General features: G+C 63.6%; 29 protein-coding genes and 2 pseudogenes. 7 read left to right on the plus strand and 24 right to left on the minus strand.

The features are described from left to right. The first annotated feature begins 173 nt into the window (after positions 1-173). Together KW825_RS04270 and KW825_RS04275 are read left to right on the plus strand one after the other, a co-directional pair. The gene (locus KW825_RS04270; protein WP_218328343.1) at positions 174-629 is read left to right on the plus strand and encodes a VOC family protein; all 456 of its coding nucleotides are present in this window, start codon (positions 174-176) and stop codon (positions 627-629) included. A 20-nt stretch (positions 630-649) separates the two neighbouring features. After that, positions 650-1,060: a low affinity iron permease family protein gene (locus tag KW825_RS04275; RefSeq protein ID WP_033130410.1), complete on the plus strand. Its 411-nt coding sequence runs from the start codon at positions 650-652 to the stop codon at positions 1,058-1,060. Between the two features lie 280 nt (positions 1,061-1,340). On the opposite strand, the gene KW825_RS04280 is transcribed toward KW825_RS04275, so the two are convergent. From KW825_RS04280 to KW825_RS04290, 3 genes are read right to left on the minus strand one after another with little or no spacing between them, the layout of a single operon-like run. After that, on the minus strand, positions 1,341-1,628 hold the full coding sequence (locus KW825_RS04280) for a hypothetical protein (protein WP_218328344.1): 288 nt from the start codon (positions 1,626-1,628) through the stop codon (positions 1,341-1,343). A gap of 28 nt (positions 1,629-1,656) precedes the next feature. Further along, on the minus strand, positions 1,657-2,073 hold the full coding sequence (locus tag KW825_RS04285; RefSeq protein WP_218328345.1) for a BON domain-containing protein: 417 nt from the start codon (positions 2,071-2,073) through the stop codon (positions 1,657-1,659). Between the two features lie 41 nt (positions 2,074-2,114). Then, positions 2,115-2,267: a DUF3309 family protein gene (locus tag KW825_RS04290; protein ID WP_218328346.1), complete on the minus strand. Its 153-nt coding sequence runs from the start codon at positions 2,265-2,267 to the stop codon at positions 2,115-2,117. Between the two features lie 194 nt (positions 2,268-2,461). Here KW825_RS04290 and KW825_RS04295 point away from each other — a divergent pair. Further along, a pseudogene (locus KW825_RS04295) lies at positions 2,462-2,597 on the plus strand (IS5/IS1182 family transposase); the annotation flags it as partial. Positions 2,598-2,657: 60 nt separating this feature from the next. On the opposite strand, the gene KW825_RS04300 reads toward KW825_RS04295, so the two are convergent. From KW825_RS04300 to KW825_RS04340, 9 genes and pseudogenes are all read right to left on the minus strand, one after another. Next, positions 2,658-3,329: an ABC-type transport auxiliary lipoprotein family protein gene (locus tag KW825_RS04300; RefSeq protein WP_218328347.1), complete on the minus strand. Its 672-nt coding sequence runs from the start codon at positions 3,327-3,329 to the stop codon at positions 2,658-2,660. Further along, positions 3,326-4,279 carry an MlaD family protein gene (locus KW825_RS04305; RefSeq protein WP_218328348.1) on the minus strand — a complete coding sequence of 318 codons (954 nt, stop codon included), beginning with the start codon at positions 4,277-4,279 and terminating at the stop codon, positions 3,326-3,328. Before KW825_RS04305 ends, KW825_RS04300 begins: the two co-directional genes overlap by 4 nt. After that, positions 4,276-5,067, minus strand: a complete 792-nt coding sequence (locus KW825_RS04310) for an ABC transporter ATP-binding protein (RefSeq protein ID WP_218328349.1) — start codon at positions 5,065-5,067, stop codon at positions 4,276-4,278. Before KW825_RS04310 ends, KW825_RS04305 begins: the two co-directional genes overlap by 4 nt. A gap of 1 nt (position 5,068) precedes the next feature. After that, positions 5,069-6,214, minus strand: a complete 1,146-nt coding sequence (locus KW825_RS04315; protein ID WP_218328350.1) for an MlaE family lipid ABC transporter permease subunit — start codon at positions 6,212-6,214, stop codon at positions 5,069-5,071. 153 nt (positions 6,215-6,367) lie between these two features. Beyond that, the gene (locus KW825_RS04320) at positions 6,368-6,718 is read right to left on the minus strand and encodes a BON domain-containing protein (RefSeq protein WP_218328351.1); all 351 of its coding nucleotides are present in this window, start codon (positions 6,716-6,718) and stop codon (positions 6,368-6,370) included. Between the two features lie 328 nt (positions 6,719-7,046). After that, positions 7,047-7,181, minus strand: a pseudogene (locus KW825_RS20510) (recombinase family protein); the annotation flags it as partial. A 72-nt stretch (positions 7,182-7,253) separates the two neighbouring features. Next, the gene (locus KW825_RS04330; RefSeq protein ID WP_218328352.1) at positions 7,254-8,666 is read right to left on the minus strand and encodes an efflux transporter outer membrane subunit; all 1,413 of its coding nucleotides are present in this window, start codon (positions 8,664-8,666) and stop codon (positions 7,254-7,256) included. Beyond that, positions 8,659-11,808, minus strand: coding sequence for an efflux RND transporter permease subunit (locus KW825_RS04335; protein WP_218328353.1), 3,150 nt, complete (start codon positions 11,806-11,808; stop codon positions 8,659-8,661). The genes KW825_RS04330 and KW825_RS04335 overlap by 8 nt, the downstream gene beginning before the upstream one ends. A 17-nt stretch (positions 11,809-11,825) precedes the next feature. Further along, positions 11,826-13,016 (minus strand): efflux RND transporter periplasmic adaptor subunit, encoded by a 1,191-nt coding sequence (locus KW825_RS04340; protein WP_218328354.1) that lies wholly within the window; start codon positions 13,014-13,016, stop codon positions 11,826-11,828. A 154-nt stretch (positions 13,017-13,170) separates the two neighbouring features. Between KW825_RS04340 and KW825_RS04345 the strand changes: the two genes are divergently transcribed. The 3 genes from KW825_RS04345 (at position 13,171) to KW825_RS04355 (ending at position 15,906) form a co-directional block, all read left to right on the plus strand. Next, a complete protein-coding gene (locus tag KW825_RS04345) occupies positions 13,171-13,812 on the plus strand; it encodes a TetR family transcriptional regulator (RefSeq protein ID WP_218328355.1) in 642 nt (213 codons plus the stop codon). A gap of 126 nt (positions 13,813-13,938) precedes the next feature. Then, positions 13,939-14,610: a bifunctional 2-polyprenyl-6-hydroxyphenol methylase/3-demethylubiquinol 3-O-methyltransferase UbiG gene (locus KW825_RS04350; RefSeq protein WP_218328356.1), complete on the plus strand. Its 672-nt coding sequence runs from the start codon at positions 13,939-13,941 to the stop codon at positions 14,608-14,610. Positions 14,611-14,727: 117 nt separating this feature from the next. Then, positions 14,728-15,906: a dicarboxylate/amino acid:cation symporter gene (locus KW825_RS04355; RefSeq protein WP_218290783.1), complete on the plus strand. Its 1,179-nt coding sequence runs from the start codon at positions 14,728-14,730 to the stop codon at positions 15,904-15,906. Positions 15,907-15,967: 61 nt separating this feature from the next. Here the strand turns inward: KW825_RS04355 and tesB are convergent, their stop codons facing one another. The 7 genes from tesB to pxpB all read right to left on the minus strand — a co-directional run bounded on the left by tesB (position 15,968) and on the right by pxpB (position 21,793). Next, entirely contained in the window at positions 15,968-16,831 is an 864-nt protein-coding gene (gene tesB / locus KW825_RS04360) for an acyl-CoA thioesterase II (protein ID WP_042654992.1), read from the minus strand. 67 nt (positions 16,832-16,898) lie between these two features. After that, positions 16,899-17,552, minus strand: a complete 654-nt coding sequence (pcp, locus tag KW825_RS04365; RefSeq protein ID WP_218328357.1) for a pyroglutamyl-peptidase I — start codon at positions 17,550-17,552, stop codon at positions 16,899-16,901. A gap of 117 nt (positions 17,553-17,669) precedes the next feature. Continuing rightward, complete coding sequence (locus KW825_RS04370) at positions 17,670-18,656, minus strand: DUF979 domain-containing protein (protein ID WP_218328358.1); 987 nt, start codon at positions 18,654-18,656, stop codon at positions 17,670-17,672. Beyond that, the gene (locus KW825_RS04375; protein ID WP_218290780.1) at positions 18,656-19,396 is read right to left on the minus strand and encodes a DUF969 domain-containing protein; all 741 of its coding nucleotides are present in this window, start codon (positions 19,394-19,396) and stop codon (positions 18,656-18,658) included. Before KW825_RS04375 ends, KW825_RS04370 begins: the two co-directional genes overlap by 1 nt. A 54-nt stretch (positions 19,397-19,450) precedes the next feature. Further along, the gene (pxpA, locus tag KW825_RS04380) at positions 19,451-20,194 is read right to left on the minus strand and encodes a 5-oxoprolinase subunit PxpA (RefSeq protein ID WP_218328359.1); all 744 of its coding nucleotides are present in this window, start codon (positions 20,192-20,194) and stop codon (positions 19,451-19,453) included. Then, a complete protein-coding gene (locus tag KW825_RS04385; RefSeq protein WP_218328360.1) occupies positions 20,178-21,110 on the minus strand; it encodes a biotin-dependent carboxyltransferase family protein in 933 nt (310 codons plus the stop codon). The genes pxpA and KW825_RS04385 overlap by 17 nt, the downstream gene beginning before the upstream one ends. Next, positions 21,104-21,793: a 5-oxoprolinase subunit PxpB gene (gene pxpB / locus KW825_RS04390; RefSeq protein WP_218290777.1), complete on the minus strand. Its 690-nt coding sequence runs from the start codon at positions 21,791-21,793 to the stop codon at positions 21,104-21,106. The genes KW825_RS04385 and pxpB overlap by 7 nt, the downstream gene beginning before the upstream one ends. Before the next feature lie 138 nt (positions 21,794-21,931). On the opposite strand from pxpB, the gene KW825_RS04395 reads away from it, so the two are divergent. Beyond that, positions 21,932-22,447 carry a winged helix DNA-binding protein gene (locus KW825_RS04395; protein ID WP_202046709.1) on the plus strand — a complete coding sequence of 172 codons (516 nt, stop codon included), beginning with the start codon at positions 21,932-21,934 and terminating at the stop codon, positions 22,445-22,447. Positions 22,448-22,514: 67 nt separating this feature from the next. Here KW825_RS04395 and rluB read toward each other — a convergent pair whose 3' ends face one another. From rluB to KW825_RS04420, 5 genes are all read right to left on the minus strand, one after another. After that, complete coding sequence (rluB, locus tag KW825_RS04400) at positions 22,515-23,438, minus strand: 23S rRNA pseudouridine(2605) synthase RluB (RefSeq protein WP_042654993.1); 924 nt, start codon at positions 23,436-23,438, stop codon at positions 22,515-22,517. 151 nt (positions 23,439-23,589) lie between these two features. Then, positions 23,590-24,159: an SMC-Scp complex subunit ScpB gene (gene scpB, locus KW825_RS04405; protein ID WP_218328361.1), complete on the minus strand. Its 570-nt coding sequence runs from the start codon at positions 24,157-24,159 to the stop codon at positions 23,590-23,592. A 68-nt stretch (positions 24,160-24,227) separates the two neighbouring features. After that, positions 24,228-25,112 carry a ScpA family protein gene (locus KW825_RS04410; protein ID WP_371315775.1) on the minus strand — a complete coding sequence of 295 codons (885 nt, stop codon included), beginning with the start codon at positions 25,110-25,112 and terminating at the stop codon, positions 24,228-24,230. Continuing rightward, positions 25,105-25,725, minus strand: coding sequence for an L-threonylcarbamoyladenylate synthase (locus KW825_RS04415; RefSeq protein WP_033129896.1), 621 nt, complete (start codon positions 25,723-25,725; stop codon positions 25,105-25,107). The genes KW825_RS04410 and KW825_RS04415 overlap by 8 nt, the downstream gene beginning before the upstream one ends. A 151-nt stretch (positions 25,726-25,876) precedes the next feature. Continuing rightward, positions 25,877-26,758, minus strand: a complete 882-nt coding sequence (locus tag KW825_RS04420; protein WP_218290776.1) for a PHP domain-containing protein — start codon at positions 26,756-26,758, stop codon at positions 25,877-25,879. Positions 26,759-26,954: the final 196 nt, after the last annotated feature.

Raw genomic sequence — 26,954 nt, forward strand, 5'->3', positions numbered from 1 at the left:
GCATCCGAGCTTTTTATCCGGAATCCGGACAATGTGCAGGGATGAGGTTCTGAATGACGGTTCGGCGCGCGTCACACAGGGCTATCACCTATTCCCGACGCGTGCGGGTGAGCACTGGCATGGTACCCCATCGCGAACGCCTTGGATCACATTCACCTCTTGAGGAGCCGGTGATGGCACCCACGCTCGACTGCCTTGACCACATCCACATTCATGTCGCCAATCGTGCGCAGTCGGAAGCCTGGTACGCACGGGTGCTGGGGTTGCACCGCCAGCCAGAGTGTGAACCCTGGCTGTCGGCGCAGGGCCCGCTGACCCTGGGCAATGCGGCAGCTACCGTCCAGCTCGCGCTGTTCGAGCGTCCCGTCGAAAAGTGCCATTCCGTCGTCGCCCTTCGCACCACGGCCGCGGCGTTTCTTGCCTTGCGTGCCCATCTGTCTGCCGTCCTCGGCCATGGCGTTGAGGCCGTCGATCACCATCTCGCCTGGTCACTCTACTTCAGCGATCCCGACGGAAATCCGTTCGAGATAACGTCCTATGAGCACCAGCAAATAGCAGGGGCGCTGGCTGCAGCTCTTTATCGAGAAGAGGTCACCCAGCCGGGCGCTGCTCCTGATGTCAAACCTTAGCCGCCGAGAAGGAAGTCCCCATGCGCAATGCAGTCTGGTACTCCCGTTTTGCGAAAGCCGCCGCGCACTTTTGCGGCAGACCCAGAGTGTTTTCGCTCGCGGTGGGGGTCATCCTGGTGTGGGTAGTCACCGGCCCGTTGTTCGGCTTCAGTGACACCTGGCAACTCGTGATCAACACCGGTACGACGATCATCACCTTCCTGATGGTCTTCCTCATCCAGAACACCCAGAACCGCGACACCGAAGCCATCCAGATCAAGTTGGATGAACTCATTCGGGCAACCCAAGGCGCGCACAACGCGCTCCTCGATCTCGAGGAGCTGGAAGAGGAGAACCTGGACGCGTTCAAGGTGAAGTACCAGGCACTGGCCGCAGCCGCCCGATCGGAGCTGACGCTGGGTAACAAAGACACGGGCTCACCCGAACCATAAAAGAGCATCCCTCTCATCGTTGCTATTGCCTACGCCTCTGTGGTCCAGTGTGCCGGTGTTTGCCAACGTGGGCCTGCTTTAATGACGTTTCTTGTGGCTGCCGCAACCTTGCCACCAGTCGGGAACTGAATCCTGCGCTGCAGAGCGTCGATGAGTGGCTCGCCCAACACAAGGGGCGGTAGCCAAGTAGCAAGGCACAGGTTCTCGTGTTAGCAGGAACCTGTGCCTTGGAACGCGACATCTTTCTGAACCCGACGCCCAAAGGCGCAAGCTTGTGTACTTACTTGAATTTCGACTGGGCCTCGGCCAGACCGGTCTTCAGATCGCTCCACATCTTGTCGGCGGTAACCTTGATCTGCTCCCAGGATTCACCGCTCGCCCTGCCGAGTTCTTCCATCTTCTCGGTGGCGGCGCACTGCTTGACGCGCAAGGACTGGATCTCTTCCGCCCGCTTGACTCTCATATCGGCGGTGATGTTTTCCATTTTGGCTTCCAGCAGATTGATCTGACTGCTCCACTCCTTGAGCTGCGCGTTCATCTTTTCTCTATATGCCTGGTACACTTCCATGATCTTCTCCTTGGCTGCAGGTGGGACATTATTGGGTCGGGGTGACCACCAGCTTGTTAACGACATTCTCGACGCCGTCTACCGCCATCGCTAACGCATTGGCCTTTTCGCTGTTGGCTTTCGAATCGACCGTCCCGGTCAACGTGACCACACCGCCGACGGTGTCGACACTGATCTTCATCGATTTCAGACCGGGTTCGCCGAGGAGCCCGGTTTTGACCTTGGCGGTCACTTCGGTGTCATCCCAGGATTGGGCGTTTTTGGCGCTTTGTTCCGCTATCTTGCCTTCATACTCGTCGACGGTTTCGTCGACTTTCTTGCCGGTATCGCTGACCGCTTCGTCTATTGTCTTGCCGGCCTGTTCGGCCGTCCCCGGTTTGTCACATCCGCTCATCCCGAAGGCGAGCAGCAGCGAGATGGCGAGGATAGTGTTGCTGTGTTTCATGTGTTGATTTCTCCGGTGCAAGGTTACCTGAATGAGGCTGCCTAGATTTTGCCGAGCAGAATCAGGATAAGCATGATGATCAGCACCAGTCCGATGAGGCCGCTAGGGGCATAACCCCAGCCCCGGCTGTGTGGCCAGCTTGGAATAGCACCGATCAATAGCAGGATAAGCACGATCAGTAGAATGGTTCCCATGGTCATTTCCTTCGCCTAAGCGTTGCATATGGGCTGATATCATCGACCCATTTCATGGTGATAGTGCTACGAGTCCACCCACCGGGTCTGTTCGCCACCACACAGACCCGGCATACATTTTGCTGTCAAGCCTAGGCAAGGTGCGAACAAGCCCTTGGCGTGAGATCCCCTTGGTACCACTCACGAGAACCAGCGTGATTCACCAACTGACCTTCGCTGACGGCGAGTTCAACTGCAAACGCCGCCAGATCCGCAAAGAAATTCTCCTGTCTCGACTGGAGCAATGGCTCCCCTGGCCAGGTGCTGGCCGTCATCGAGCCCATCTATCCCAGTGAAGTCCCTCTTCTCTTGCCTGCCTCTTCTCTTGCCGCGCTTTGGCGCCTCTGCGCTTCAGCGGCGCGTCCCTGCCACCGGTTGCCAGTTACCCGCCGCGTCGGCGCAAAAGCTGGCCAGGCGCTGCAAGACCTGTTGTACGGCGCTATTGGCCGCCATCACGCCGCCATAAGGATTGGCCTCGGCCGCCGGCACAGTGACGTCGAATTCACGCCAGGCAAGCACCTGCCGGCTGTCGTTATCGACCAGATAGGCGCTCAGCGTGAAGCGGGTACGGCTGGGCGAACGGTCGAACTCATGCTGCAGCCGGATGATTTCGATATCGAGGCGAAGCTCGCCGACCGCCGCGCTGGGGGCTAGGACGACGGCGCGGAAGGCGCCGGTGCCCTCGAGCGCGGCGACGATGCGCGGGGCTATCATCCTGGCCGGCGTATCGATCCATTCGCTGTGCGCGAAATACTCCAGCCGGTAGGGCTCGCGGACGTAGATGATGTGCTGGCTGTCGAAACCGGGCGCGGCACGCGGCGGATTGACGATCAGCGTCGGCGCCCTGCTCGATCGGACCGCCGGCGAGGCGGTCACCGGTGGGACAGGCCCGCTACCGGAAAGCGAATAGAAGGCCGGTGGTGACTCCTCGGTCCCGCCAAGCATGCTGCAGGCGCCGAGCAGGGTCAGCAACAGTGCGGTGGCGACGAGCCGGGACAAGGGAAATGGCGCTTGGCGGATCATGGCTTTCGGCCTCCCTCGGCTGCTTCTCCCGGGCCATCCGGCACCGGTTTGCGGCCAAACAGCAGCCCCGAGGGATTGCGCTCGGTCTGTTCGCTGAGACGACGCAGCGAGCTGCTCAGCACGCTGAGCTCGCCGATCAGGCGCTCCAGCTGGGGCAGGGTTTCCGCCGTGAAGCGGTTGATGTCGCTACCGACTGCGTTGATGGTCTTGCCGGCACTGGCGCTGGTGCCGGCGAGTTCATAGCCCATCTTCTCGACGGCGTCGGCCGCCCGGCCGATGCGATCGATCAGCGGCTCGAGTTCGGAGCTCGCTCGCGCGCTATTTTTCATCGTCTGGGCGGCATTGATGAGGCCGGCATCGATGCTCTCGGTGCGGGCGGCCAGGGTGTGCGCCACCTGGGCAAGGTCGGCCAGGGTGCTCTTGAAGGCCGCCTGGTTTTCCGGACCGAGTAAGGTATTGAGGTTGTTCGAGGTGCTGTCCAGCTTGGCCAGCACGTTGGTCAGGACGTTCTCGAGGCGCGCGGCGAGCGAGGGCTTGGTGCGGATCACCGGATAGGCGTAACCGGCGGTAGCCTGCAACAGGGGCTGGTCGTCGGCGCCGCCGCTCAGCTCGACGTAGGCGATGCCGGTCAGCCCCTGCGTCTTGAGGACGGCCACTGTGTCCTGCTTGATCGGCGTGCCGTGATCGAGGGCGAAGAGCAGATTGACCCACTCGGGATTGGTCGGGTCGAGCTGGATCTGCCGCACCTTGCCGACATCGACGCCATTGTATTTGACCGGCGCATCGAGGTTGAGGCCGGCGACCGACTCCTCCGAGATCGCGAGATAGAGATCGTATGTCTTCTGGAAGGCGCCGCCCGAGGCAAGCCAGAGTATGACGGCGATCAGCATGGCGCCGAGGATGACGACGAAGCTGCCGACCAGGGTGTAATTGACTTTCGTTTCCATCATATGGCCCCGCTCTGTTGCTGGGCGGCCCGCCCACGAGGACCGTCGAAGAATGTCCGGATTGATGGCAGATCTATTTCCGCCAGCTCGGCCATGGAGCCGACCCCCAGCACCTTGCCGTCGCCGAGCACGGCGACACGGTCGGCCACCTGCCACAGCAGATCGAGATCGTGGGTGATGAGGACTATGGTCAGGCCGAACAGGTCGCGCAGTTTGCGGATCAGCTGATCGATCTCGCCGGCGCTTTCGGGATCGAGGCCGGCGGTCGGCTCGTCGAGAAAGAGCAGCTCCGGATCGAGGGCCAGGGCGCGAGCGAGTGCGACGCGTTTCATCATGCCGCCGCTCAGCTCGGCCGGATACTGAGCGCCGGCGGCGGGCTCCAGGCCGCTCAGCGCCAGTTTCCAGTCGGCGATCTCGTCGATCAACCCGTCGGCCAGCGCGGTGTGCTCGCGCAGCGGCAGGCCAACGTTTTCCCTGGCGGTCAGCGAGCCGAACAGGCCGCCGCTCTGGAACATGACGCCCCAGCGCTGGCGCAGGGCGAGCGCTGCGGTGTCGTCGATATTGGCCAGATCGACACCGAGCACCTGGATCGAGCCCGACTCGGGTTGCTGGAGCAGGATGATCTCCCGCAGCAGGGTCGATTTGCCCGAGCCCGAGCCGCCGATCAGCGCGAAGATCTCGCCGCGGCCGACGACCAGATCGATCCCGGCGTGCACGACATGCTCACCGAAGCGCGTCGTCAGCTGGCTGATGGCGATGGCCGGGGTGAGGCTGCCGGTCTGGTCGTTCATCTCAGAGATCCAGGGCACTGAAGGCGACCGAGAACAGGGCGTCGGCCACGATCACCAGAAAGATGGCGTGGACGACGCTGCGCGTCGTCTGCCGCCCGACGCTGTCTGCCCCGCCCCGGGTGCGAAATCCCTGAAAACAGCCGATGGTCACTATGATGGCGGCAAAGACAGGCGCCTTGCCGATGCCGAGCATCAGGTCAGTGACGCTGACCGTCTTGACGAAGCGATCGAGGAATTCGGCGGCGCCGACGGCCAACTGGACGCGCGCCATCAGCATGCCACCCAGGACGCCGAGCAGGTCGGCGAAGATAGTGAGCAGGGGGAGCGCGACCAGCAGGGCAAGCACCTTGGGCAGGACCAGCATGTCGAGCGGCGGGATGCCGATGGTGCGCATGGCATCGATCTCCTCGGTCACCGCCATGGTCCCGATCTGCGCCGCGTAGGCCGAGCCCGAGCGGCCGGCGACTATGATGGCGGTGATCAGCGGCGCGAACTCTCGCAGCATCGAGAGGCCGATCAGATCGGCGACGAAGATGTTGGCGCCGTATTGGCGCAGCTGGTTGGCCCCCTGATAGGCGACGACGATGCCGAGCAGGAAGGAGAGCAGGCCGACGATGGGCAGCGCATCGAAACCGGCGCTACGAATGTTGTAGAGGATGGGGCGCCAGCGAATGCGCGTCGGGTGAGCCAGCCAGCCGCCCAAGGCAAGCGTGCATTCGCCGATGAAGGCGAGCAGGGCGCAGCCTTGTGCCAGGGCGCTGGCCGTGCCGCGGCCGAGGCTGGCGAGATGGGAAAGAACAGGGGCGGGAGCCGGGGTGGGAGCCGGGGTGGGCGGTTGACCAGCGTCCAGATCCTGGTCAAGGACATCGAGCAGTCTGGCGAACTCGGGGCGCAACTGGCGCAGCTCGACACCGGCCGAGTCGCCACGCAGCCGGTGCAGCAGTTTTTGCACGACCCAGGCACCGACCATGTCGAAGGCCTCGATGCCCGAGGCGTCGATGATCCAGGCCGAACCCGCCGGAGCCGACAGCGCATCGAGCTCGCCGGTGAGCCGGCCAATGCCGCGCGCCGTCCACGAACCCGATAGTGCCAGCCCCTGCGGTGTCGTCCGAGTGATGGCAGCCGGCGTTACTACAGTCGGGATCATGGCCCGCCTGCCTGTCGACAGCTTGAGTGACCCGAACAGGCGGCGCGCCAACACACCACCGTCGATGAATTGACTAGCCTGATCAAAGGACCCGCCGACGCGCCACGCTCAGCGGCGCGCCTGCACGAGATAGCTGTGGGCGGCAGCGCTTGCCTACTGGTCGGACTCGACCCTGATGTCATGTTTGACAGAGGTCACCCCCTCGACTCCCTTGGCAATAGAGACGACCTTGTCCACCGCCGCCTGATCCGCCGCACGGCCACTCAGGACAACCTCCCCGGCCTGGTCGGTATCGACATGGATCTCGACCAGGCTGGACATCTGCTCGGCGGCCAGTTCGGCCTTGATCTGGGTGGTGATGATCGAATCCTCGACATATTCCATTGCCGTCGATTCCGTGGTCGTCGTGGCATCGGCACCATAGGAGGTCTCGGCGGCATGGCCAACTACCGGCGGCAGCAACAGACCGGCTACGAGCAAAGGGGCTCTGAGTTTGTGGTTCATGATGGGTCCTTCCTCGAGGGTTGAAAACCGCGCGCCCGGCAGCACCAATGCAATCCGTTCGCCGTGACGAAGATTTAACACGGGGCTGCGCACAGTTCTGTACGGCATCGTACATAACGCTGGCTGTGGGGGAGCACCCATAGCGTTGTGACCCACCATTACCCACCATTAAGAGAAGAGCCGCTACCCGACAAGCGCGTTCCACACTGTCGGGCGAGATCCCAAAGTGTTCTGCGGTCAATTTAATGCTCGCTGAGCTCTCTTTGCGCCAGCTAGAGACGGCGGCATCGTCCATTGTCTTTTCACGTCCGAGCGCCTTGCCCTCTGCCTTCGCCTTGGCAGTGCCGGCCATCTGACGAGTTTTGATGTTCGAGCGCGCCAGCTCTGTAACGGCAGCCAAGATGGTGAGCATGGCTTTGCCGATGGCCGTGGACAGGTCAAATCCCTCCCGCAGACTGATGATTCACATATAAAAACAGGGCGAACCGGATGGTTCGCCCTGTGGCTGTCATGCTGTCAGCGCTGGGATGAGAAACTAGCCTTGGCTCTCAGGCGCTGAGGCTTCCTTTGGTACCTGCCAGCCGCCACCGACCGCCTTGTAGAGCGCGACCTGGTTGGTCAGCTGGGCCAGGCGGGTGCTGATCAGCCCCTGTCTGGCGCTGAACAGGGAGCGCTGGGCGTCGAGGCGGGTCAGGTAGCTGTCCACCCCCTGCTCGTAGCGGAACTCGGCCAGCTTGAAGTAGGTCTGGTTGGCATCCACCAGATCCTGCTGGGCCTGCAGCTGCTGCTGATAGTCCGCCTGGGCGCCGAGGGTATCCGCGACCTCCTTGAAGGCGGTCTGGATGCTCTTCTCGTAGCTCGCCACCGCCTGCTTGGTGCCGACCTCGGCCACGTCTAGATCCGCCACCCGCTTGCCGCCGTCGAAGATGGGCAGATTGATCTGGGGCATGAAGGTCCAGGTGCCGGTGCCGCCGTCAAACAGCCCGCTCAGCTGGTTGCTGGCGGTGCCCGCCGTCGCGGTCAGCGAGATGGTCGGGAAGAAGGCGGCACGGGCCGCGCCTATGTTGGCATTGGCCGCCTTCAGGCTGTGCTCCGCCGCCAGTATGTCGGGCCGCTGCTGCAGCAAGCTGGAGGGCGCCCCCACCGGGATTGCCGCCAGTTGCACCTCGGCCAGGGTCGCCGGTTGCCCCTCCAGCACCGGCACCTGGGTGCCGAGCAGCAGGGCCAGACCGTTTCTGTCCTGTTTCACCTGACGCTGGAATTGCGCCTGGCTGACCCTGGCGTTCTCGAGGGCGGTGCGCCCCTGCGCCAGCTCCATCTCGGATGCCGCCCCCAGCCGGTATTTGTGCTGGGTCAACGCATAGCTCTCCTGCTCGGTCGCGAGCGTCGCCTGGCTCAGCGCCAGCAGCTCCTGATCCGCCAGCAGGGTGAGGTAGGCGTTCGCCACCGAGGCAATCAGCGCGATCTGGGTGCTGCGCTGGGTCTCGATTTGCGCCAGGTAATTCTCCAGCGCCTGATCTTTCAGGCTCTGGATCCGGCCAAACAGGTCCAGCTCGTAGGCGGTGATGCCGATGTCAGCCCCGTACTGGCTGCTGATGGTCCCCTGCCCCGTGCCGCTGAGATCGTCTGATCCCTGCTGGCGGGTGCCGGCACCGTTGGCGGCCAGGGTGGGCAGCTGGGCCGCCCGCTGGATCCGGTATCTGGCCTCATAGGCCTCGACGTTGAGCGCCGCGAGCCGCAGATCCCGGTTGTTCTCCAAAGCGGTGTCGATCAGTTTTTGCAGCGCCGGATCGAGGAACTGCTGCTGCCAGGGGGCGACCGCCCCCTGGGTGGCGAGGTTCTCTTGCCAGGAGGCGCCTTGCGGCACCTCCGGGCGTTGGTAATCGGGGGCCATGGAGCAGGCCCCCAGCAACATTGTCACACTCAAGGCGACCAGGGTCTTAGTCATGTTTGATCTCCTTGGCGTGGGTCACGCGCTCTTCGGCACTGTGGTGCTCGGTGAAGTAACGCATCACCAGCACGAAGAACAGCGGCACGAAGAAGATGGCGAGCACGGTGGCCGTGATCATCCCCCCCATCACGCCGGTGCCGATGGCGTTGCGGCTGCTGGCGCCGGCGCCGGAGCTTATCACCAGCGGCAGCACGCCGAGGATGAAGGCGAGCGAGGTCATCAGGATCGGGCGCAGGCGCTGACGGGAGGCTTCCACCACCGCATCGCCCAGCTTCATCCCCTTGTCATGGAGCTCCTTGGCGAATTCGACGATCAGGATCGCGTTCTTGGCCGAGAGCCCTATGGTGGTGAGCAGGCCCACCTGGAAGTAGACGTCATTCTCCAAGCCCCGCAGGGTGGCCGCCAGTATGGCGCCCAGTACCCCGAGCGGCACCACCAGCATGACCGAGAACGGAATGCTCCAGCTCTCGTACAGGGCCGCCAGACAGAGGAAGACCACCAGCAGCGAGATGGCGTACAAGGCAGGCGCCTGAGAGCCGGCCTGCCGCTCCTGGAAGGAGAGACCGGTCCACTCGATGCCGATCCCGTCCGGCAGCTGTTGCACCATCTGCTCGATGGCCGCCATGGCATCACCGGTACTCTTGCCCGGCGCCGCCTCACCGACGATCTCCATGGCGGAGACGCCGTTGTAACGCTCGAGACGCGGCGAGCCGAAGCTCCACTCGGTGCTGGCGAAGGCGGAGAAGGGCACCATCTGGCCGGTGCTGTTGCGCACGTACCACAACTTGAGATCCTCCGGGTTCATCCGGAATGGCGCATCCGCCTGCAGGTAGACCTTCTTGACCCGGCCTCTGTCGACGAAGTCGTTCACATAGGAGGAGCCCCAGGCCGCCGACAGGGTGTTGTTGATGTCGCTGATGGAGAGCCCCTGGGCCAGCGCCTTCTCGTAGTCGATCTTGATGTCGAGCTGGGGCGTGTCTTCCATCCCGTTCGGGCGCACCCGCACCAGGTTGGGATCCTGCGCCGCCATGCCGAGCAGCTGGTTACGGGCCTGCATCAACTTCTCGTGCCCCAGACCACCGCGGTCCTGCAGGAAGAAGTCGAAGCCGGTGGCCGTGCCGAGCTCAGGAATGGGAGGCAGGTTGAAGGCGAAGACCTGCGCCTCCTTGATGCTGAACAGATAACCCATGGCGCGGCCTATGATGGCGTTGGCGCTGCGCTCTTCCCCTTGCCGCTCGCTCCAGTCCTTCAACTTGATGAAGGCCATGCCGCTGTTCTGGCCGCTACCGGCGAAGCTGAAGCCCGCCACCGTCAGCACCGAATCGACGTTATCCTTCTCGGTCTCGAGGAAGTAGTCGCGCATCTGCGCCAGCACCACCTCGGTACGCTCCTTGGTGGCGCCGACCGGCAGCTGCACCATGGACATGATGACCCCCTGATCCTCTTCCGGCAGGAAGGAGGTGGGCAGGCGCAGGAACAGCACCGCCAGCACCGCCAGCATGGCCAGATAGATGAGGCTGTAGCGGGTACCCTGCTTGATCACCTTGCGCACGCCGTTCTGGTAACGGTTGGCGTTGGTGTCGAAGAAGCGGTTGAACCAGCCGAAGAAGCCACGCTGGATGCCGTGCTCGCCCTGTTTGATGGGCTTGAGCAGGGTGGCACAGAGCGCCGGGGTCAGGATCAGGGCCACCAGCACCGACAGCACCATGGCCGAGACGATGGTGAGGGAGAACTGGCGATAGATGGCGCCGGTCGAGCCGCCGAAGAAGGCCATGGGCACGAACACCGCCGACAGCACCAGGGCGATGCCCACCAGGGCACCGGTGATCTGGGTCATGGACTTGCGGGTCGCCTCCAGCGGGGAGAGACCCTCCTCGCTCATCAGCCGCTCCACGTTCTCCACCACCACGATGGCGTCATCCACCAGCAGGCCGATGGCGAGCACCAGACCGAACATGGTCAGGGTGTTGATGGAGAAGCCGAAGGCCGCCATGACCCCGAAGGTACCGAGCAGCACCACGGGCACCGCTATGGTCGGGATCAGGGTCGCCCGGAAGTTCTGCAGGAACAGATACATGACGCAGAACACCAGGAAGATGGCCTCCACCAGGGTCTGCACCACCTCCTCGATGGAGATCTTCACGAACGGCGTGGTGTCGTAGGGGTAGACGATCTTCATGTTGGCCGGGAAGTAGTTCGCGAGCTCATCGAGCTTGCCGCGCACCTCGTCCGCGGTGTCGAGGGCGTTGGCGCCGGTGGCCAGCTTGATCGCCAGCGCCGCCGTGGCCTGACCGTTGTAGAGCGCGGTGGCATCGTAGCTTTCACCGGCAAGCTCGACTCGGGCCACGTCCTTGAGCAGCACCTTGGAGCCGTCCTGGTTCACCCGCAGCAGGATGTTGTTGAACTCCTCCGGGGTAGACAGACGGGTCTGCCCCATGATGGTGGCGGTAAATTGCTGATCGTTCACCGAGGGGGTGCCGCCCAACTTGCCGAAGGCCACCTGGGCATTCTGGGCCTTGATGGCGGCCTGGATGTCCCCGGGGGTCATCTGTACCCGGTTGAGCTTGTGTGGATCCAGCCAGACGCGCATGGAGTACTGGCTGCCGAACAGGGTGATGTCACCCACCCCGTCCAGCCGGCTCAGGGGCTCCTTGATGTTGCTCACCACGTAGTCGGCGAGGTCATCGTTGGTCATGCTGCCATCGGTGGAGATGAAGGCGGCCACCATCAGGAAGCTGCTGGAGGTCTTCTGGACCCGGACACCCTGTTGCTGTACCTCTTGCGGCAGCAGCGACATGGCCTGCTGCAGCTTGTTCTGCACCTGCACCTGGGCGATATCCGGATCGGTGCCCGGCTTGAAGGTGAGGGTCACGCTGACATTACCGGACGAATCCGACTGGGCAGACATGTAGAGCAGGTGATCCAGCCCCGTCATGTTCTGTTCGATGATCTGGGTCACCGAGTCTTCCACCGTCTTGGCGGAGGCGCCCGGGTAGCTGGCGGAGATGCCAACCGCCGGCGGGGCTATGGTCGGGTACTGGGCCACCGGCAAGCCGATGATGGCCATGGTCCCGGCCAGCATGATCACCAGGGCAATTACCCAGGCAAAAATGGGTCTATCTATAAAAAATCGTGCCATGAGGCGACTACTCCATCCTACTGCTTGGTTACCGGGGTCTGCTCGGTCTGTGTGGTGGCGGTGTTGCTGACGCGTTCAGCGGGCGCAACCACGGCCCCGGGTTTCACTTTCTGCAGACCGGCGACGATCACCTTCTCACCGGAGTTGAGACCGGACTCCACCACCCAGCTGTCGCCGACGACGCGGCTGAGCTGCACTTCCCGCAGTTCGACCTTGTTGTCCGCGGTCACCACCATGACGGTGGCGCCGCCTTTGGGGGTGCGGGTCACGGCGGTCTGCGGCACCAGCAGTCCTTCGGGGCGTTCGCCCTCTTGCAGGATGGCGCGCATGAACATGCCGGGCAGCAGCAGATCATGGGGATTCGGAACCAGGACCCGCAGGGTCACCATGCCGGTGGTCTCATCCACGGTCACGTCGGAGAACTGCAACGAACCCTGCTCGCCGTAGTGGCTGCCATCTTCCAGCAGGAAGCTGACCTTGGCGCCATCCTGCTGACCCTGGGTCAGCTTGCCGGCGGCGACCTGGTGCTTGAGGCGCAGCAGATCGGCGGTGGACTGGCGCACATCCACATACATGGGATCGAGCTGCTGGATGGAGGTGAGGCTGGCCGCCTGCTGGGCGGTGACCAGGGCACCCTCGGTCACCGCAGACTTGCCGATGCGACCGCTGATGGGGGCGGTGATGCGGGTGTAGGCCAGGTTGATGTTGGCGCTCTGCAGGGCGGCCTTGGCGGCCCCGATCTCGGCGACTTGCTGCTTCCAGGCCGCATCGGCGTCGTCATATTCCTGACGGCTGATGGCCTTGACCTTCACCAGCTCGGCATAACGCTGGGCCTTGAGGCGGGCGCTGCGCTCGTTGGCCTCGGCCTTGGCCAGATTGGCCGCGGCCGAGGCCACGGCGGCCTGATAGACGGCCGGATCGATCTGGTACAACAGCTGGCCGGCCTTGACGTCGCTGCCTTCGGTGAACAGGCGCTTGAGGATGATGCCGTTCACCTGGGGGCGCACTTCGGCGACCCGCAGGGGGGCCGTGCGGCCGGTGAGCTCGGACATGAGTTGCAGCGGGCTGGTGTGCAGGGTGACCACGTCCACGGCGGCGGGTGGCATCTCACCCGCCTGCTGGGCCTCGCCTTTTTCACCACAGCCAGCCAACAGGCCGCTTGCCAACAAGGCAAGGCCGACTGAACGTGCGAGAATATGTTTATGCATGAAGTCTCTGAGCCTCTGTTTCAATCAAAAAAAAACAACAAAACCACAGGGTTTATAGGGCCCCTGTTGGTAAAACTGCGAAGATGAGGCAATATACATACATTCATAAATGTATGTAAGTAACTTTTCCCCCTTTTAAACAGGTACGGATCCGATGGCCAGAAGAACTAAAGAAGAAGCGCAGCAGACCCGCTGCCACATCATGAGCACGGCCCTGAATCTGTTCTGCCAACAGGGGTTGGCGAAGACCAACCTGACCGATATTGCCAATGCCGCCGAGCTGACCCGGGGGGCCATCTACTGGCATTTCAAGAACAAGGAGGAGCTGTTTACCTCCCTGTGGGAAGAGCTGTGCGCGCCGCTCTCCCATCAGCTCGACGCCTGTGTCGATGAGCAGGAGCCGGATCCCCTCGGCAAGCTGCGCGCCTTCTTGCGGGAGGTGATGGTGAAGATCAGCTCCCATCCCGCCCACCAGCAGATGTTCACCATCATGTTCAACCTGGAGTCGCTGGAAGGAGAGGCCATCTCCCTGCGGGATCACATGCGTCTGCAATCGAATAACTTCTTCCGGGATCTGGAGCTCACCCTGGCCAATGCCGTGCGCCGCGGCCAGCTGCCGGAGGGGATAGATCTGCGCCGCGCCACCACCCTGCTGCACTGCACCCTGGATGGCTACATCATCAACTGGCTGCACTTCCCGGAGCGCATCGACCTGATCCAGGAGGCCGACTTCGTGCTCGACACCCTGTTCGGCCTGCTCGCCCAGCCACAGCCCTCCCTCCTGCGCCGCCCCTGACAGGCCGCCAGTCTCTCCCCCGTCACACCCGGCCCCAGGTCGGGTGTGACCGCATTTTCTGATCGCGGACCTGAACTGCAGGGGGCAAATTTGCTAGAGTAGCCGCCCACCTTAGAGACGATCCCTATGCCATCTTCACTGCCACCCGCCCCCGATACCCACAGTTGCGCCCAGCTGGCGCCGCGTCCTGCCCTCCTCGGCAAGGCCCACGATCCCTTCCTGGCCCGCTTGCCGGCGGGGGCGCACCTGCTGGAGGCCGGCTGCGGCGCGGGAGAGGATCTGCATTATTTTCGGGAGCAAGGGTTAGTGGTCACCGCCTTCGATGCCAGCCTGAGCCAGGCCAGGGCCGCCTCGCGCCTGTGTGGCCAGCCGGTGCGGGTCTGCCGTTTCGAGCAGATGCACAACGTGCTGCCCTTTGACGGCATCTGGGCCAGCGGCTCGCTGCCCTGCCTGGCCGAGGCCGAGCTGGCCCCTGCGCTTGCGCATCTCGCCGGCCTGCTCAAACCCCAGGGGCCGCTCTACTGCTCCTTCCCCTATGACGAGGGGGAGCCCGGCGGCACCTTGCCAGCATCACCGGCCGAATACCCGCTGCAGACCCGGCTCGATGAGGCCCGCCTGCAACAACTGATCGCCCCCCTGCCGTTTGGCCTGCATCAGAGCTGGTGCAGCGAGGATGCCGTGCAGGGCCGCTGGCTGCATGCCCTGCTGATCCGCCTCCCCGATCTCGCCCCCACAATTAATCAATATCGCCGCCGTCGCTTCAAAGGAGGCATAGCCCGCGATTCATCATCCAGCTAACAATATTTAACTCTGAGTTAACCAGGTGTCGGCAGACAAGATGCGGGTTTTGTGTTAAAAATCGGCATCAAAATCAAGATTAAATAACAAGACAGACACCAACACCTGGATTTTCCTATGAAACTTGTCCTTAAACTGATTGCCGGCATCCTCGCCGGTCTCCTGCTCGGTCTCTACGCCCCTGAATGGGTCGCACGCGTGCTGTTTACGGCCAAGACGGTCATCGGCCAGCTGATCACCTTCACCATCCCGCTCATCATCCTGTTCTTCATCATGAGCGGCATCGCCAGCCTGCCGAAGAACTCCGGCAAGCTGCTGGGCAAGACGGTGGCGCTCTCCTACTGCTCCACCATACTGGCCGGCCTGTTCGCCTTCACCGTGGCCAGCCAGCTGATCCCGCGACTGACCACCGCCGCCGAGCCCACGGCGCAAGCCGCCATCAAGCTCGGCTCCTACATCAATCTGGAGATACCGCCGCTGTTCGGGGTGATGTCGGCCCTGGCCGCCGCCTTCGTGTTCGGCATCGGCATCAGCGCCACCCAGGCCACGGATCTGCGCCGGGTCGCCGATCAGGGCCGTGACATCATCGACCGCCTGCTGGCGAAGGTGATCATCCCGCTGCTGCCGTTCTACATCGCCGGGGTGTTCGTCGAGATGACGGTGGAAGGCACCGTCTTCGCCACCCTCAAGACCTTCGGGGTGGTACTGGTGATGGCCATCGCCATGCACTGGCTCTGGCTCAGTGTGCTGTTCGTCGGCACCGGGCTGGCGCTCGGTCGCTCACCCGCCATGCTCATCAAGAACATGCTGCCCGCCTACTTCACCGCGCTCGGCACCATGTCCAGCGCCGCCACCATCCCGGTGGCGCTGCAGGCCAGCAAGAACAACGGCGTGAGCGACGGCATCGCCAACTTCACCGTGCCGCTGTGCGCCACCATCCACCTGTGCGGCTCCACCATCACCCTGGTGACCTGTGCCACCGCCGTGATGTTCCTCTCCGAGCACCTGGCCATCCCGGGGCTGGACACCATGCTGCCCTTCATCATGATGCTGGGCGTCATCATGATAGCGGCGCCGGGTGCACCGGGCGGCGGCGTCATGTCGGCGCTGGGGCTGCTCACCTCCATGCTCGGCTTCGGCGAGGCCTCCATCGCCCTGATGATCGCCCTCTACCTGGCGCAGGACAGCTTCGGCACCGCCTGCAACGTCACCGGTGACGGCGTCATCGCGCTCTGGGCCGATCGCTTCGCCCAAGGCGGGGAAACCACGCGTTCCCCCGAGCGCGACGCGGCCTGATCGCACACGCCATAAAAAACGGGAGCCAGTGGCTCCCGTTTTTTATGGCTGACATTTGAGGTCAACCGCGCCGGCGGATCACCCCTTCCTGGGCGGTGCTCGCCACCAGCACCCCGTCGCGGGTGAAGAACTGGCCGCGCACCAGACCCCGACCGGCGCTGGCGCTCGGGCTGTCCACCACGTAGAGCAGCCAGTCATCCAGCCGGAAGTTGCGGTGGAACCACATGGAGTGATCTATGGTCGCCACCTGCATGTCCGGCTCCCAGTACGACACGCCGTGAGGCTGCAGGGCGGCGAACAGGAAGTGGAAGTCGGAGGCATAGGCCAGCAGGTAGTTGTGCACCCGCTGATCGTCCGGCACAGTACCATTGGCCTTGAACCAGGTGTAACGCAGCGGCTCGTGCACATCCGGCCGGATCGGATCGACCAGGGTCACCGGGCGGATCTCGATGGGCTTCTCGCACATGATCTTGTCGCGCAGGGCCGGCGGGATCTGGTGCTCGTAGGGGCGCACCAGCTCCAGCTCGCTCTTGAGCTGCTCGGGGGGCGTGATGCCTGCCGGCATCTGGGCCTGATGCTCGAAGCCCTCGGCCTCCACCTGGAAGGAGGCATTGAGATAGAAGATGGGCTTGCCGTTCTGGATCGCCTTGACCCGGCGGGTGGAGACGGTCTGGCCGTCACGGATATTCTCCACGTCGTAGATGATGGGTCTGTTGGCATCACCGGGGCGCAGGAAGTAGGAGTGGAAGCTGTGCACCTGGCGATCGGCGGCCACCGTCTGCTTGGCGGCTGACAAGGCCTGCCCCATTACCTGTCCACCAAACACGGCCCGCAGACCGAGATCCTGGCTCTGGCCCCGAAACAGGCCCTCCTCGATCTTCTCCAGCGCCAGCAGTGCCAGCAGCTCATCAAGTACCTTGCTCATTATTATCTCCTCTATCAGTGCCGCAAAGGCTAACAAGGAGACAGGGCCGAGGCAACCTCCCCCTCTCTCAGTGGGTCGTGCCGCCACCGATCGCCAGGTCCTGCTCGTGATTCAGTGCCGCATCCAGGCCGATCGTCAGCCCCTGCACTATCTGGGTCAGGCTCATCGAGGGTGCGCCCGTCGGCTGGCGCGCCGCCTGCTCTGGCAGATAGGGGATGTGCAGGAAACCACCCCGGCAGCGCAATCCATCCCGGGCAATCCGATGCATCAGGCCGTAGAACAGGTGGTTGCAGACATAGGTCCCGGCGCTGTAGGAGACGGCGGCGGGCAACCCCGCCTCACGCAGTGCCAGCACCATGGCCTTGATGGGCAGGGTGGTGAAATAGGCTGCGGGGCCATCCGCCACTATGGGCCTGTCGATGGGCTGAGCCCCGGCGTTATCCGGGATGCGGGCGTCATCCAGATTGATGGCGACCCGCTCCAGACTGAGTTCGCAGCGCCCCCCCGCCTGGCCCACCGCCAGCACCAGCACGGGCTGGTACTGCGTCAGTTCGGCCTCGAGCTCCGCCAGGGCCAGGTCGAAGACGCAGCTCAGCCGCACCGCCCGGATCAGATGCTGTTTGCCGAGATGCTGGCCATCGAGTCCCCTGACCGCCTCCCAGGACGGGTTGAGCGGCTCGCCACCGAAGGGTTCGAAACCGGTCAGTAAAATGGTCTTCATTATCATATCCTTCTGTGTTGTTTCGGCATGCGGCCGGCCACGGCGCCCCCGCAGCAATACTCATGACAGCGGGAGAGACGAGGGCCGTCCCGAGTGGGTGGCCCTCGTCATGACGCATTAACGAAACGCCAGGAAGTACATCAGCAATATGTTGCAGCCAAGCATCAGGATCGCAGTGGGGATCTGTACCAGGATGACCTGATACTTGTTATCCAACTCGAGCAGGGCGGCGGGCACTATGTTGTAGTTGGCCCCCATGGGGGTCATCAGGGTACCGCAATAACCGGAGAGCATGCCGATGGCGACGACGGCGGCGGGGTTGCCGTGGGCTCCCATGATGAGAAAGGGGATGGCGATGCCCGCCGTCATCACGGGGAAGGCCGCGAAGGCATTGCCCATGATCATGGTGAACAGCGCCATGCCGACACAGTAGATGGTCACCATCAAGAACAGATTGTTGGGGGTGACAAACAGATTCACCACCTCCTTCACCGACTCCCCCGTCTGGGCGACCACGAAGACCCCGCCCAGCATGGCGAGCATCTGCGGCAGGATCGCGGCCCAGCCGATGGAGTCCACCAACCGTCTCGATTCACGCACCGCCTGCAGGGGGGTGCCACCGGTCAGCCTCCAGCCCAGCAGCAGGGCCGCCAGCGTCCCTATGGCCAGGGAGGTCAGAGTGATGTTCTTCTGATCCAGCACGAAGTAATCCCCCAGGGTGGCATGCCCCAGCAGTATGGTGCTGAGCACAGTCGCCACCGGGATCATGACGGCGGGCAGGAACAGACGGTTACCCAGTTTGCCCGCCGAATCTTGCCGCTCGGCATCAGTGCGCTGGGAGTAACGCCCCATCGCCAGCTGACCGGTGCCGGCCAGCAGGGCGATCAGGATCACCAGCACACCCACTATCCGGTAGGCAATCTGACTACCCAGTTGGCTGACCAGCAGGTCGCCGAACAGGAAGATGGCGCCGAAGCAGAACCAGAACAGGGCCGTCGTATAGCGTTTGGGGTTATGCCTGTCCGAGAGGGTCATGCCTACCTGCAGCATGACGATGAGACCGATGAGGTAGTAGATATCATTGAGAGTGATCAGGCTGTTCATCATGCACGCTCCAGCACGGCTTGTTCGGGGGCCTTGGCCTGTTCGCCCGCCTGCCAGGCGGCCACGTCGCGGGCAATGCTGGCATCGAGCCTGAGCAGACGACCCATGTGGATCAGCAGCGCGCACAGGGCGGTCGGTATTCCCCACAACCCTATGTAGAGGGGCTCGACCTGGGTGATGCCGTTCTCCTGGAGGAAGGCACTCATCAGCAAGACGGCACCGAAGGCGAGGAAGATGTCTTCACCGAAGAAGACCGCCACGTTGTCACAGGCGGCAGCATGGGCCCGGATCTTGTCACGAATATGCTTGGGCAAGTCACCATGACGATGCACCGCGGCCCCCTCTGTCATGGGGGCGATCAGTGGACGCACCGTCTGGGCATGACCCCCCAGGCTCAGCAACCCCAGCATGGCCGTGCCCTGGCGCAACACGAAATAGAGCATCAGGATGCGGGCCGAGGTGGCCTTGCGGATGCCGGCGATCCAGCTCTGCGCCCGCTCCTTGAGGCCATAGCGCTCCAGCAGGCCGATCACCGGCAGGATCAGAATAAGAGTGGCCAATTGCCGACTGTTGAGAAACTTCTCACCGAAGGTCTCCAGCAGCCCGGTCAGGGACATGCCAGTCGCCAGACCTGTCGCCAGCCCCGCCGCCGTCACCACCAGCAACGGATTGAATTTCAACGCAAAACCCAGCACCACGACGGGGATCCCTATCAGTGGCAATAATACACTTCCATCCATGTGAGCCTCTCCATTCCATCTAAACGCCACCGCGGTGGCTTGAGATTGACCTCCTCAATGAGGTCTTATCGATATTCCGTTCGAAATCAGGCCCTCGCGCAGGCGCTGGGCAAAGGCGACGGCATGGGCGCCATCCCCGTGCAGGCAGATGCTCTGGGGCAGCAGCGACAGCAGGGTTCCCTCCAGGGTCTCCACCTCCCCCAGCCGCACCAGGCGCAGGGTCTGGCTCAGCGCCTTCGCCTCGTCGTCGATGACGGCGCCGGGTTGGCCCCGCGGCGCCAGGGAGCCATCGGCCAGATAGGCGCGATCGGCAAAGACCTCGGCTATGGGGGTCAGCCCATGGCGCCGGGCGGCGGCGATCAGCTCGCTGCCCGCCAACCCCATCAGCTTGAGGCTGGGATCCAGATTGGCGACGGCGCTGGCGATGGCATCGGCCAGGGCCCCATCCCGGGCGGCCTGGTTGTAGAGCGCACCATGGGGTTTGACATGGGCCAGCCGGCCCCCGGCCGCCTTGGCCAGCGCGGCCAGGGCCCCCACCTGATAGAGCACGTCGGCATAGACCTTCGCCGGCTCCCGCACCATGGGGGCCCGCCCAAAGTGTTCCCGATCCGGGAAGCTGGGGTGGGCGCCGATGGCGACGCCCCTGGCCAGCGCCAGCCGGACTGTCTCGCCCATCAGGGACGCATCCCCCGCGTGCCAGCCACAGGCGATGTTGGCCGAGCTGACACAGTCCAGCAGCGCGGCGTCCGAGTCATAGCCTTCGCCCACATCGGCGTTGAGATCAATGCATCTGTCCATAAGCCATCCATTCGAAACGATTGAGGTAGAGCCACCATTCACGGCGTGCCGCCAGGGCCTGCTCCCTGGTCTGGGAGACGAAGCGCAGCCGCTCCCCCGGACGAGCCTGAGCCAGTTTCCAGAGATCGGCCTCGATGACACAGCCGATGCGCGGGTAGCCCCCGGTGGTCTGGGCATCGGCCAGCAGCACTATGGGTTGTCCACCAGGGGGCACCTGGATGACGCCGGGCAGGACCCCGTGGGAGGGCAGTTCCCGTCCACGGCTGCGGACCAGTTCGGGCCCATCGAGGCGAACCCCCATCCGGTTGCTGGCAGAATTGGGCCGCCAGTGCTCCTGCCAGAGCGCGTTCACGGCGGCCGCGTCAAACTCGTCGAATTCCGGGCCCGGCAAGACGCGCAGACACTGATCCGACGTCCGCAGCAGGGCGCCGATGGCGTCATCATGGTGCAGCGGCTCCCCCAGCGGCAGACGATCGCCCGCCCGCAGGGCCCGGCCCTGATGGCCACCGAAGGCGGCCTGCAACTCGGTGGCACGCGACCCCATCACCAGGGGCTCGGCCACACCGCCATCCAGGGCGAGGTAGCTGCGCATGCCATGGCGGGGCGCGGGCAACAGCAGGCGCTGGCCGCGCCGTACCCGCCAGCGCCAGCCGTGCCAGACGGGCTCTCCGTCCAGCGTCGCGCCGCAATCGGCCCCGGTCAGCGCCAACCAGCCGTCACGCAGGAAGCGAAACTCGGCCGCCCCCAGCACCAGCTCGATGGCCGCAGCACCGGCAGGATTACCCACCAGCCGGTTTGCCAGGATCAGCGCCTCCCTGTCCAGGGCGCCCCCCAGAGCGATGCCGAGATGGCGAAAACCGGGGCGACCGAGATCCTGGACTGTACTCTGCAGTCCGGGGCGAACAACCTCTAGCATGGCGAGCCTCCCACGGGGATGAAACGCACCCGATCGCCGGGCAGCAGGTAGGAGGGTTCGTCACGGTTCGGATCGAACAACACCAGATCCGTGCGTCCGATGAGCTGCCAGCCGCCGGGGCTGGCCGCCGGATAGATGCCGGTCTGGGCTCCGCCGATGCCGACGCTGCCGGCGGGTACCCGCAGCCGTGGCTCTCTGCGCCGTGGCACGGCCAGCGCCTGCTCCAGGCCACCCAGGTAGGCGAAGCCGGGCTGGAAGCCGAGGAAGTAGACCCGGTAGTCACCGCCACTGTGACGCGCCACCAGCTCGGCCGGTGTCAGGCCGCAGCAACGGGCCGTCTCGTCCAGATCGGGCCCTCCCTCACTGCCGTAGTGCACCGGGATCTCCCGCTCGCGCGGGGTGAAGTCGAGCTCCTCCCCCTGCCGCCACAGCTCGGTCAGCCGCCGCTCGAGGCGGGCCGAGGAGGTCACCTCGGGATCGAACACCAGGGTCAGGTTGTTCATCCCCGGCACTATCTCCTCCAGCGCCGGCTCAACCGACGCCTGCCCCTTCCCTTCCCGCTGGCGAAGTCGCTCCGCCAACCACCAGATCCGCCGCTGGCCGACAAACCCGGCCTCCGGCTCCGCCTCCAGCACCAGGGCCCGCTCTCCCAGCGGGTAGAGGCGACAATCGCTCGATCCCATACAACCCCCGACAACAAAACATCCAATTAACATACAGCAAGCATATCGATAAAACATCGATAATTTATCTACAATAAGTCATCATTGGGTGCGCAAGTCGTGGCGCGTCCCAGGCATCTCATCAGGAAAGGAATCCCCATGAACAAGTCTCCCTCCATCGTCTCATCGGCCCATCTCGTCTCGGCCCAGGCCCCCGCCCTCTCCGAGCTGGAGTTCGGCCTGACCGTGCTCAACAACTCGTTCCACCGCTGGGTCGTGCGCTGCATGGGGGCCGCCGGGGAGAAGGGGCTGACCGCGCTGGAGGTGCTGCTCATCCATCACATCAATCATCGGGATCGCCCCAAGCGGCTGGCCGATATCTGTTTCGTGCTGAACATAGAGGACACCCATGTCGCCACCTATGCCCTGAAGAAGCTGGTGACCCTGGGTTATGCGGCGCGCACCAAGGTGGGCAAGGAGGTGCATTTCAGCACCACCCCGGCCGGAGCCGCCCTGTGCCACCAGTACAGCGAGATCCGTGAGCAGTGTCTGATCCAGGTCATAGTGGAGAGCGGGCTGGCCGGGGCGAACGGCTCGACGGCGGAAATCGCGCAGCAACTGCGGCTGTTTGCCAGCCTCTATGATCAGGCGTCACGGGCCGCCGCCTCCCTCTAGTTGCCCGAGCGCCCATAAAAAAAGCCCACCCCTCGCGGGGTAGGCTCTTGAGCGGCAGTGGCGGGAATTACTTGCTGCCGGTGCCCGAGTTGCGGGTCGAGGAGGTCGGCTTGCGACGGGCGGTGGTGCTGCGCGCGCGCGGCTCCATGCCCTGCATGTCCTTGTGGCGCTTGACGGCGCGACGGATCTGGGCGGCCTGCTTGTGGCGGGTGCTCTTGCCCTCTTGCTGCAGATCGACCTTGGACTCGGTCTCATAGTTCATGTGAACCAGACCGCGCAGGTAGTTCACCTCCTGCAGCTTCAGCTCTTTCCAGCCACCGCGGGGGATGCCGCGATCCAGGGTGACATCGCCGTAGCGGATCCGCATCAGGCGGCTCACCTGCACTTCCTGGGATTCCCACAGGCGGCGCACTTCACGGTTGCGACCCTCGGTCAGGGTGACGTTGAACCACTGGTTCAGGCCTTCACCGCCGGCCGGCTTGATCTTGTTGAACTTGGCGACGCCATCTTCCAGCTGCACGCCCTTGCGCAGGCGCTGCAGCATGGCTTCGGTGATCTCGCCAAACACCCGCACCGCGTATTCCCGCTCCACCTGGTGGCTCGGGTGCATCAGCCGGTTGGCCAGCTCACCGTCGGTGGTGAACAGCAACAGGCCTGAGGTATTGACGTCGAGGCGGCCGACCGCGATCCAGCGCGCCCCTTCCATCTTGGGCAGACGATCAAACACGGTGGGACGACCCTCCGGATCGTGACGGGTACACATCTCCCCTTCGGGCTTGTGATACGCCAACACGCGGCAGATCTGTTCTTCGGCAGCACGGGTCTTGATCTGGTGACCGTCTACCCGGATCACGGCGTTGACTTCGACGCGATCTCCCAGTGTGGCAGCCTTGCCATCCACACTGACCCGACCTGCGGTGATCAGGGCCTCCATCTCACGACGGGAGCCGTGACCCGCGCGGGCCAACACTTTTTGCAGTTTTTCACTCATCGGGGTTACCTGATTGTTGATCGCTGCCCGCTAACATAACGGACAACGGTTATTGCCATGCCGGATCCCGTCTGGGCGATCCGCCATCGCATTGATCATTTCACCCGGTCGCACTCTTTGCCAACCTTCATTGAGAAAGTGGCAGCGCAGACTAGGCATCGCTGCCCTCGCCCGGCAAACCGGGCAAGGGTTGTTGCAGCTCGGGATCCAGCTCGGGGAGCTGCTCCAGACTCTGCAGATTGAAATAGTCCAGAAAATCTCTGGTGGTGGCGAGCAGCTCGGGGCGACCCACCACCTCCTTGTGACCGACGCTGCGTACCCAGCCTCGATCCTTCAGGGTATTCACTATCTGGCTCGACACCGCCACCCCTCGGATGGCTTCGATCTCGGCCCGGGTGATGGGCTGACGATAGGCGATCAGGGCCAGCGTCTCCATCACGGCGCGGGAATAACGCGGCGCCCGCTCGCTCCACAGCCGGGAGAGCTCGTCGGCATACTCCTGGCGCGCCTGGAAGCGCCAGCCGGAGGCGACCTCCTTGAGCTCCACCCCGCGTGCGCTGTAATCCTGTTTCAGCTCGGCCAGCAGCAGCTGTACATAGCGGCCGGTGACCGGGTAGTCGGCCAGCACGCTGGCCTTGAGTTCGCTCGCGGTCAACGGACGCCCGGCGACGAAGAGCGCGGCCTCGATCAGCGTCTTGAGCCGTTCAGCGGGCAGCGCCACTGGTGCCCTCCTCACTAAGAGTCGCTAACGCAATGGGCCGCTGGCGCGCCGGCGACCAGGCAGCTGACTCAATGCACATGTTCACGCTTCCCCTCCTCCTCGGCACTGGCCAGGGCGAAATGGATAGGCCCAAGGGGTTCCGCCTGCAGGATCCAGATCAGCGACTCCTTGCACAGCTCCAGCAGGGCCAGAAAGGTCACCAACACCCCCATCCGCCCCTCCTCGGCCCTGAGCACCTGCTCCAGGCGCAGGGTCTGCCCGAGGGAGAGCATGGCGAGGATCTCGGCCATCCGCACCCGGGTCGGGATCTGCTCGCGGCGGATCTGGTGATGTTCGAAATGAGTCGCGCGTTTTACCACACTTTGCATGTAAAGGGCGAGCTCAACCAGTGAAACATCGGGTGCCAACGGCTTGAGGGCACCAAAATCCGGCGGCAGGGCGGCGGCGAGATAGATCTCCCGCTCCACCCTCGGCAGCTCGTTCACCCGCTCGGCACCGACCTTGAAACGCTCGTACTCCTGCAGCCGGCGAATGAGGGTGACGCGGGGATCTTCCCCCTCGTCCTCCTCTTCCAGCTCCGGGGCCCTGGGCAGCAGCAGGCGGGATTTTATCTCCGCCAGCCAGGCCGCCATCAGCAGGTATTCGGCCGCCAGCTCCAGGTTGAGCCCCTGCATCAGCTCCACGTACTCCATGTACTGGGCGGTGATCTGCAGGATCGGCAGGTTCAAAATGTCCAGCTGCTGGCGCCGGATGAGGTAGAGCAGCAGATCGAGCGGCCCCTCGAAGGTGTCGAGGAACACCTCCAGCGCATCGGGCGGAATAAACAAGTCCTGGGGCAGCTCATGGTAGGGCTGCCCCAGGACTTTGGCGATGGGCAGGGGAAGGCTTGCCTCCCCGCTCGCACCCGGCGCCGGCGTCAGCAGCTCGGGTACGGGCTCGGCGGTATCACTCAAACGGCGTGGGATCCCCGGCACCGCGACGGCGCAACACGGGCTCGTCGTCGGAGAAGTCCACTACGGTGGTGGGCTGCTCGCCCAGATAGCCACCGTTGACCACCAGATCCAGCTGCTTGCCCAGCTTGTCGAAGATCTCTTCCGGGTCGAACTCGGCCATTTCGGAGCCCGGCAGGATCAGGGTGGTGGAGAGCAGCGGCTCGCCGAGCCCCTCCAGCAGGGCCAGCGCTATGTTGTTGGCCGGCACCCGGATGCCGATGGTCTTCTTCTTCTCGTTCATCAGCCGGCGCGGCACTTCCTTGGTGGCCTTGAAGATGAAGGTGTAGGCGCCGGGGGTGTTGTTCTTGACCAGCCGAAACGCCGTGTTGTCCACCTTGGCGTAGGTGGAGATCTCGGAGAGATCCCGGCACACCAGGGTGAAGTCGTGGGTCGGATCGATGCGGCGGATGCGGCAGATGCGCTCCAGCGCGTCCTTGTTACCCATCTGGCAACCCAGGGCATAGCCGGAGTCGGTGGGATAGGCGATGACGCCCCCGTTTTGCAGGATCTGAACCGCCTGGCCGATGAGGCGGACCTGGGGATTATCCGGATGTACGTAAAAATGCTGACTCATAAACTGTTCTCGCGATAGCGACAGGGCAGGCCTGCCTGTAATTCCCAAACTAGAGCATGGTCACGGGCCCCTTGGCCCATGACACTACCTTAACCCCTTTGACGCAGACTCGCTCGCGCCGAAGGTCGAACCCGCCGGATCCACACCGCCGTCAGCGGCTGGCCAGCAGGCTGGCATGCTCCTCGGTGGTGAGACCGAAATGACCGGGATACCCCAGCCAGAGTGGCATACCCTCTTTGGGCAGCCAGAGGTGGCGGCCCAGCTCGGTCCAGTTGGAGGGGAAATGAAAATCCGATCCCACCGAAATGTAAAGATCGTGCTCTTTGGCCCACTGGCCCAGGTTGGCCCGCTCCTGTGGACTCTGCTGGGGCAAGGAGACCTCCATGGCATCCCCCCCGGCGGCCTTGAAGGCCACCAGCAACCGCTTGATCCACTTGGCGGTGAGGCCATAACGGCTGGGGTGCGCCAGCACCGCCAGGCCGCCGGCGCCATGAATGGCCTCGATGGCAACCGCCATCTCGAGCCACTCGGCAGGCACATAGCCCTTGTTGCCCCGGCTCAGGTATTTCTTGAATACCTTCTGCATGGTGTCGGCCACCCCACGCGCCATCAGCACCCGGGCAAAATGGGCGCGGGTCACGGCGGCGTCACCGGCCAGGGCCTTGGCCTCTTCGTAGGTGCCAGGCAGCTGGCACTTCTCCAGACGGCGCCCTATCTCCTCGGCGCGCGCCTCGCGGCGGGCCAGCTGGGCGGCCAGAAAGGCCATCAGTTGCGGATTTTTTTCATCCACTCCCAGCGCCACTATATGAATCTCGTGATGCTCCCAACCGGTGGAGATCTCGACCCCGCTCACCAGCCGCAGCGGCAACTGCTCGGCGTTGATCGTTGTGCGGATCTCATCAAGCCCGGCGAGGGTATCGTGGTCAGTGACCGCTAACACCTCGACCCCTTTCTCGGCGGCGCGTCGCACCAGGTCACGGGGTGCCAGCACCCCGTCGGAGGCGGTGGTATGACAGTGAAGATCGAATCTCATCGGCTTATTTCGCTCTCATGAACAGGCCACTTTGGAAAAAAGAAGGCAAAAAAGCGACTTGACTTGGCCGCGGCTTTATCGTTTTCTGTAGACACTTCAACTGCAAACAGAACGTTACAGGATTCTATCATGCAAACGACAATCACCCTGAACCAGAACTGGTGGTGGCACATTCCCTAACATGCGGGCGTGTGGT

Source organism: Aeromonas sp. sif2433 (assembly GCF_019218705.1).
GTDB classification, from domain to species: Bacteria; Pseudomonadota; Gammaproteobacteria; order Enterobacterales; family Aeromonadaceae; genus Aeromonas; species Aeromonas encheleia.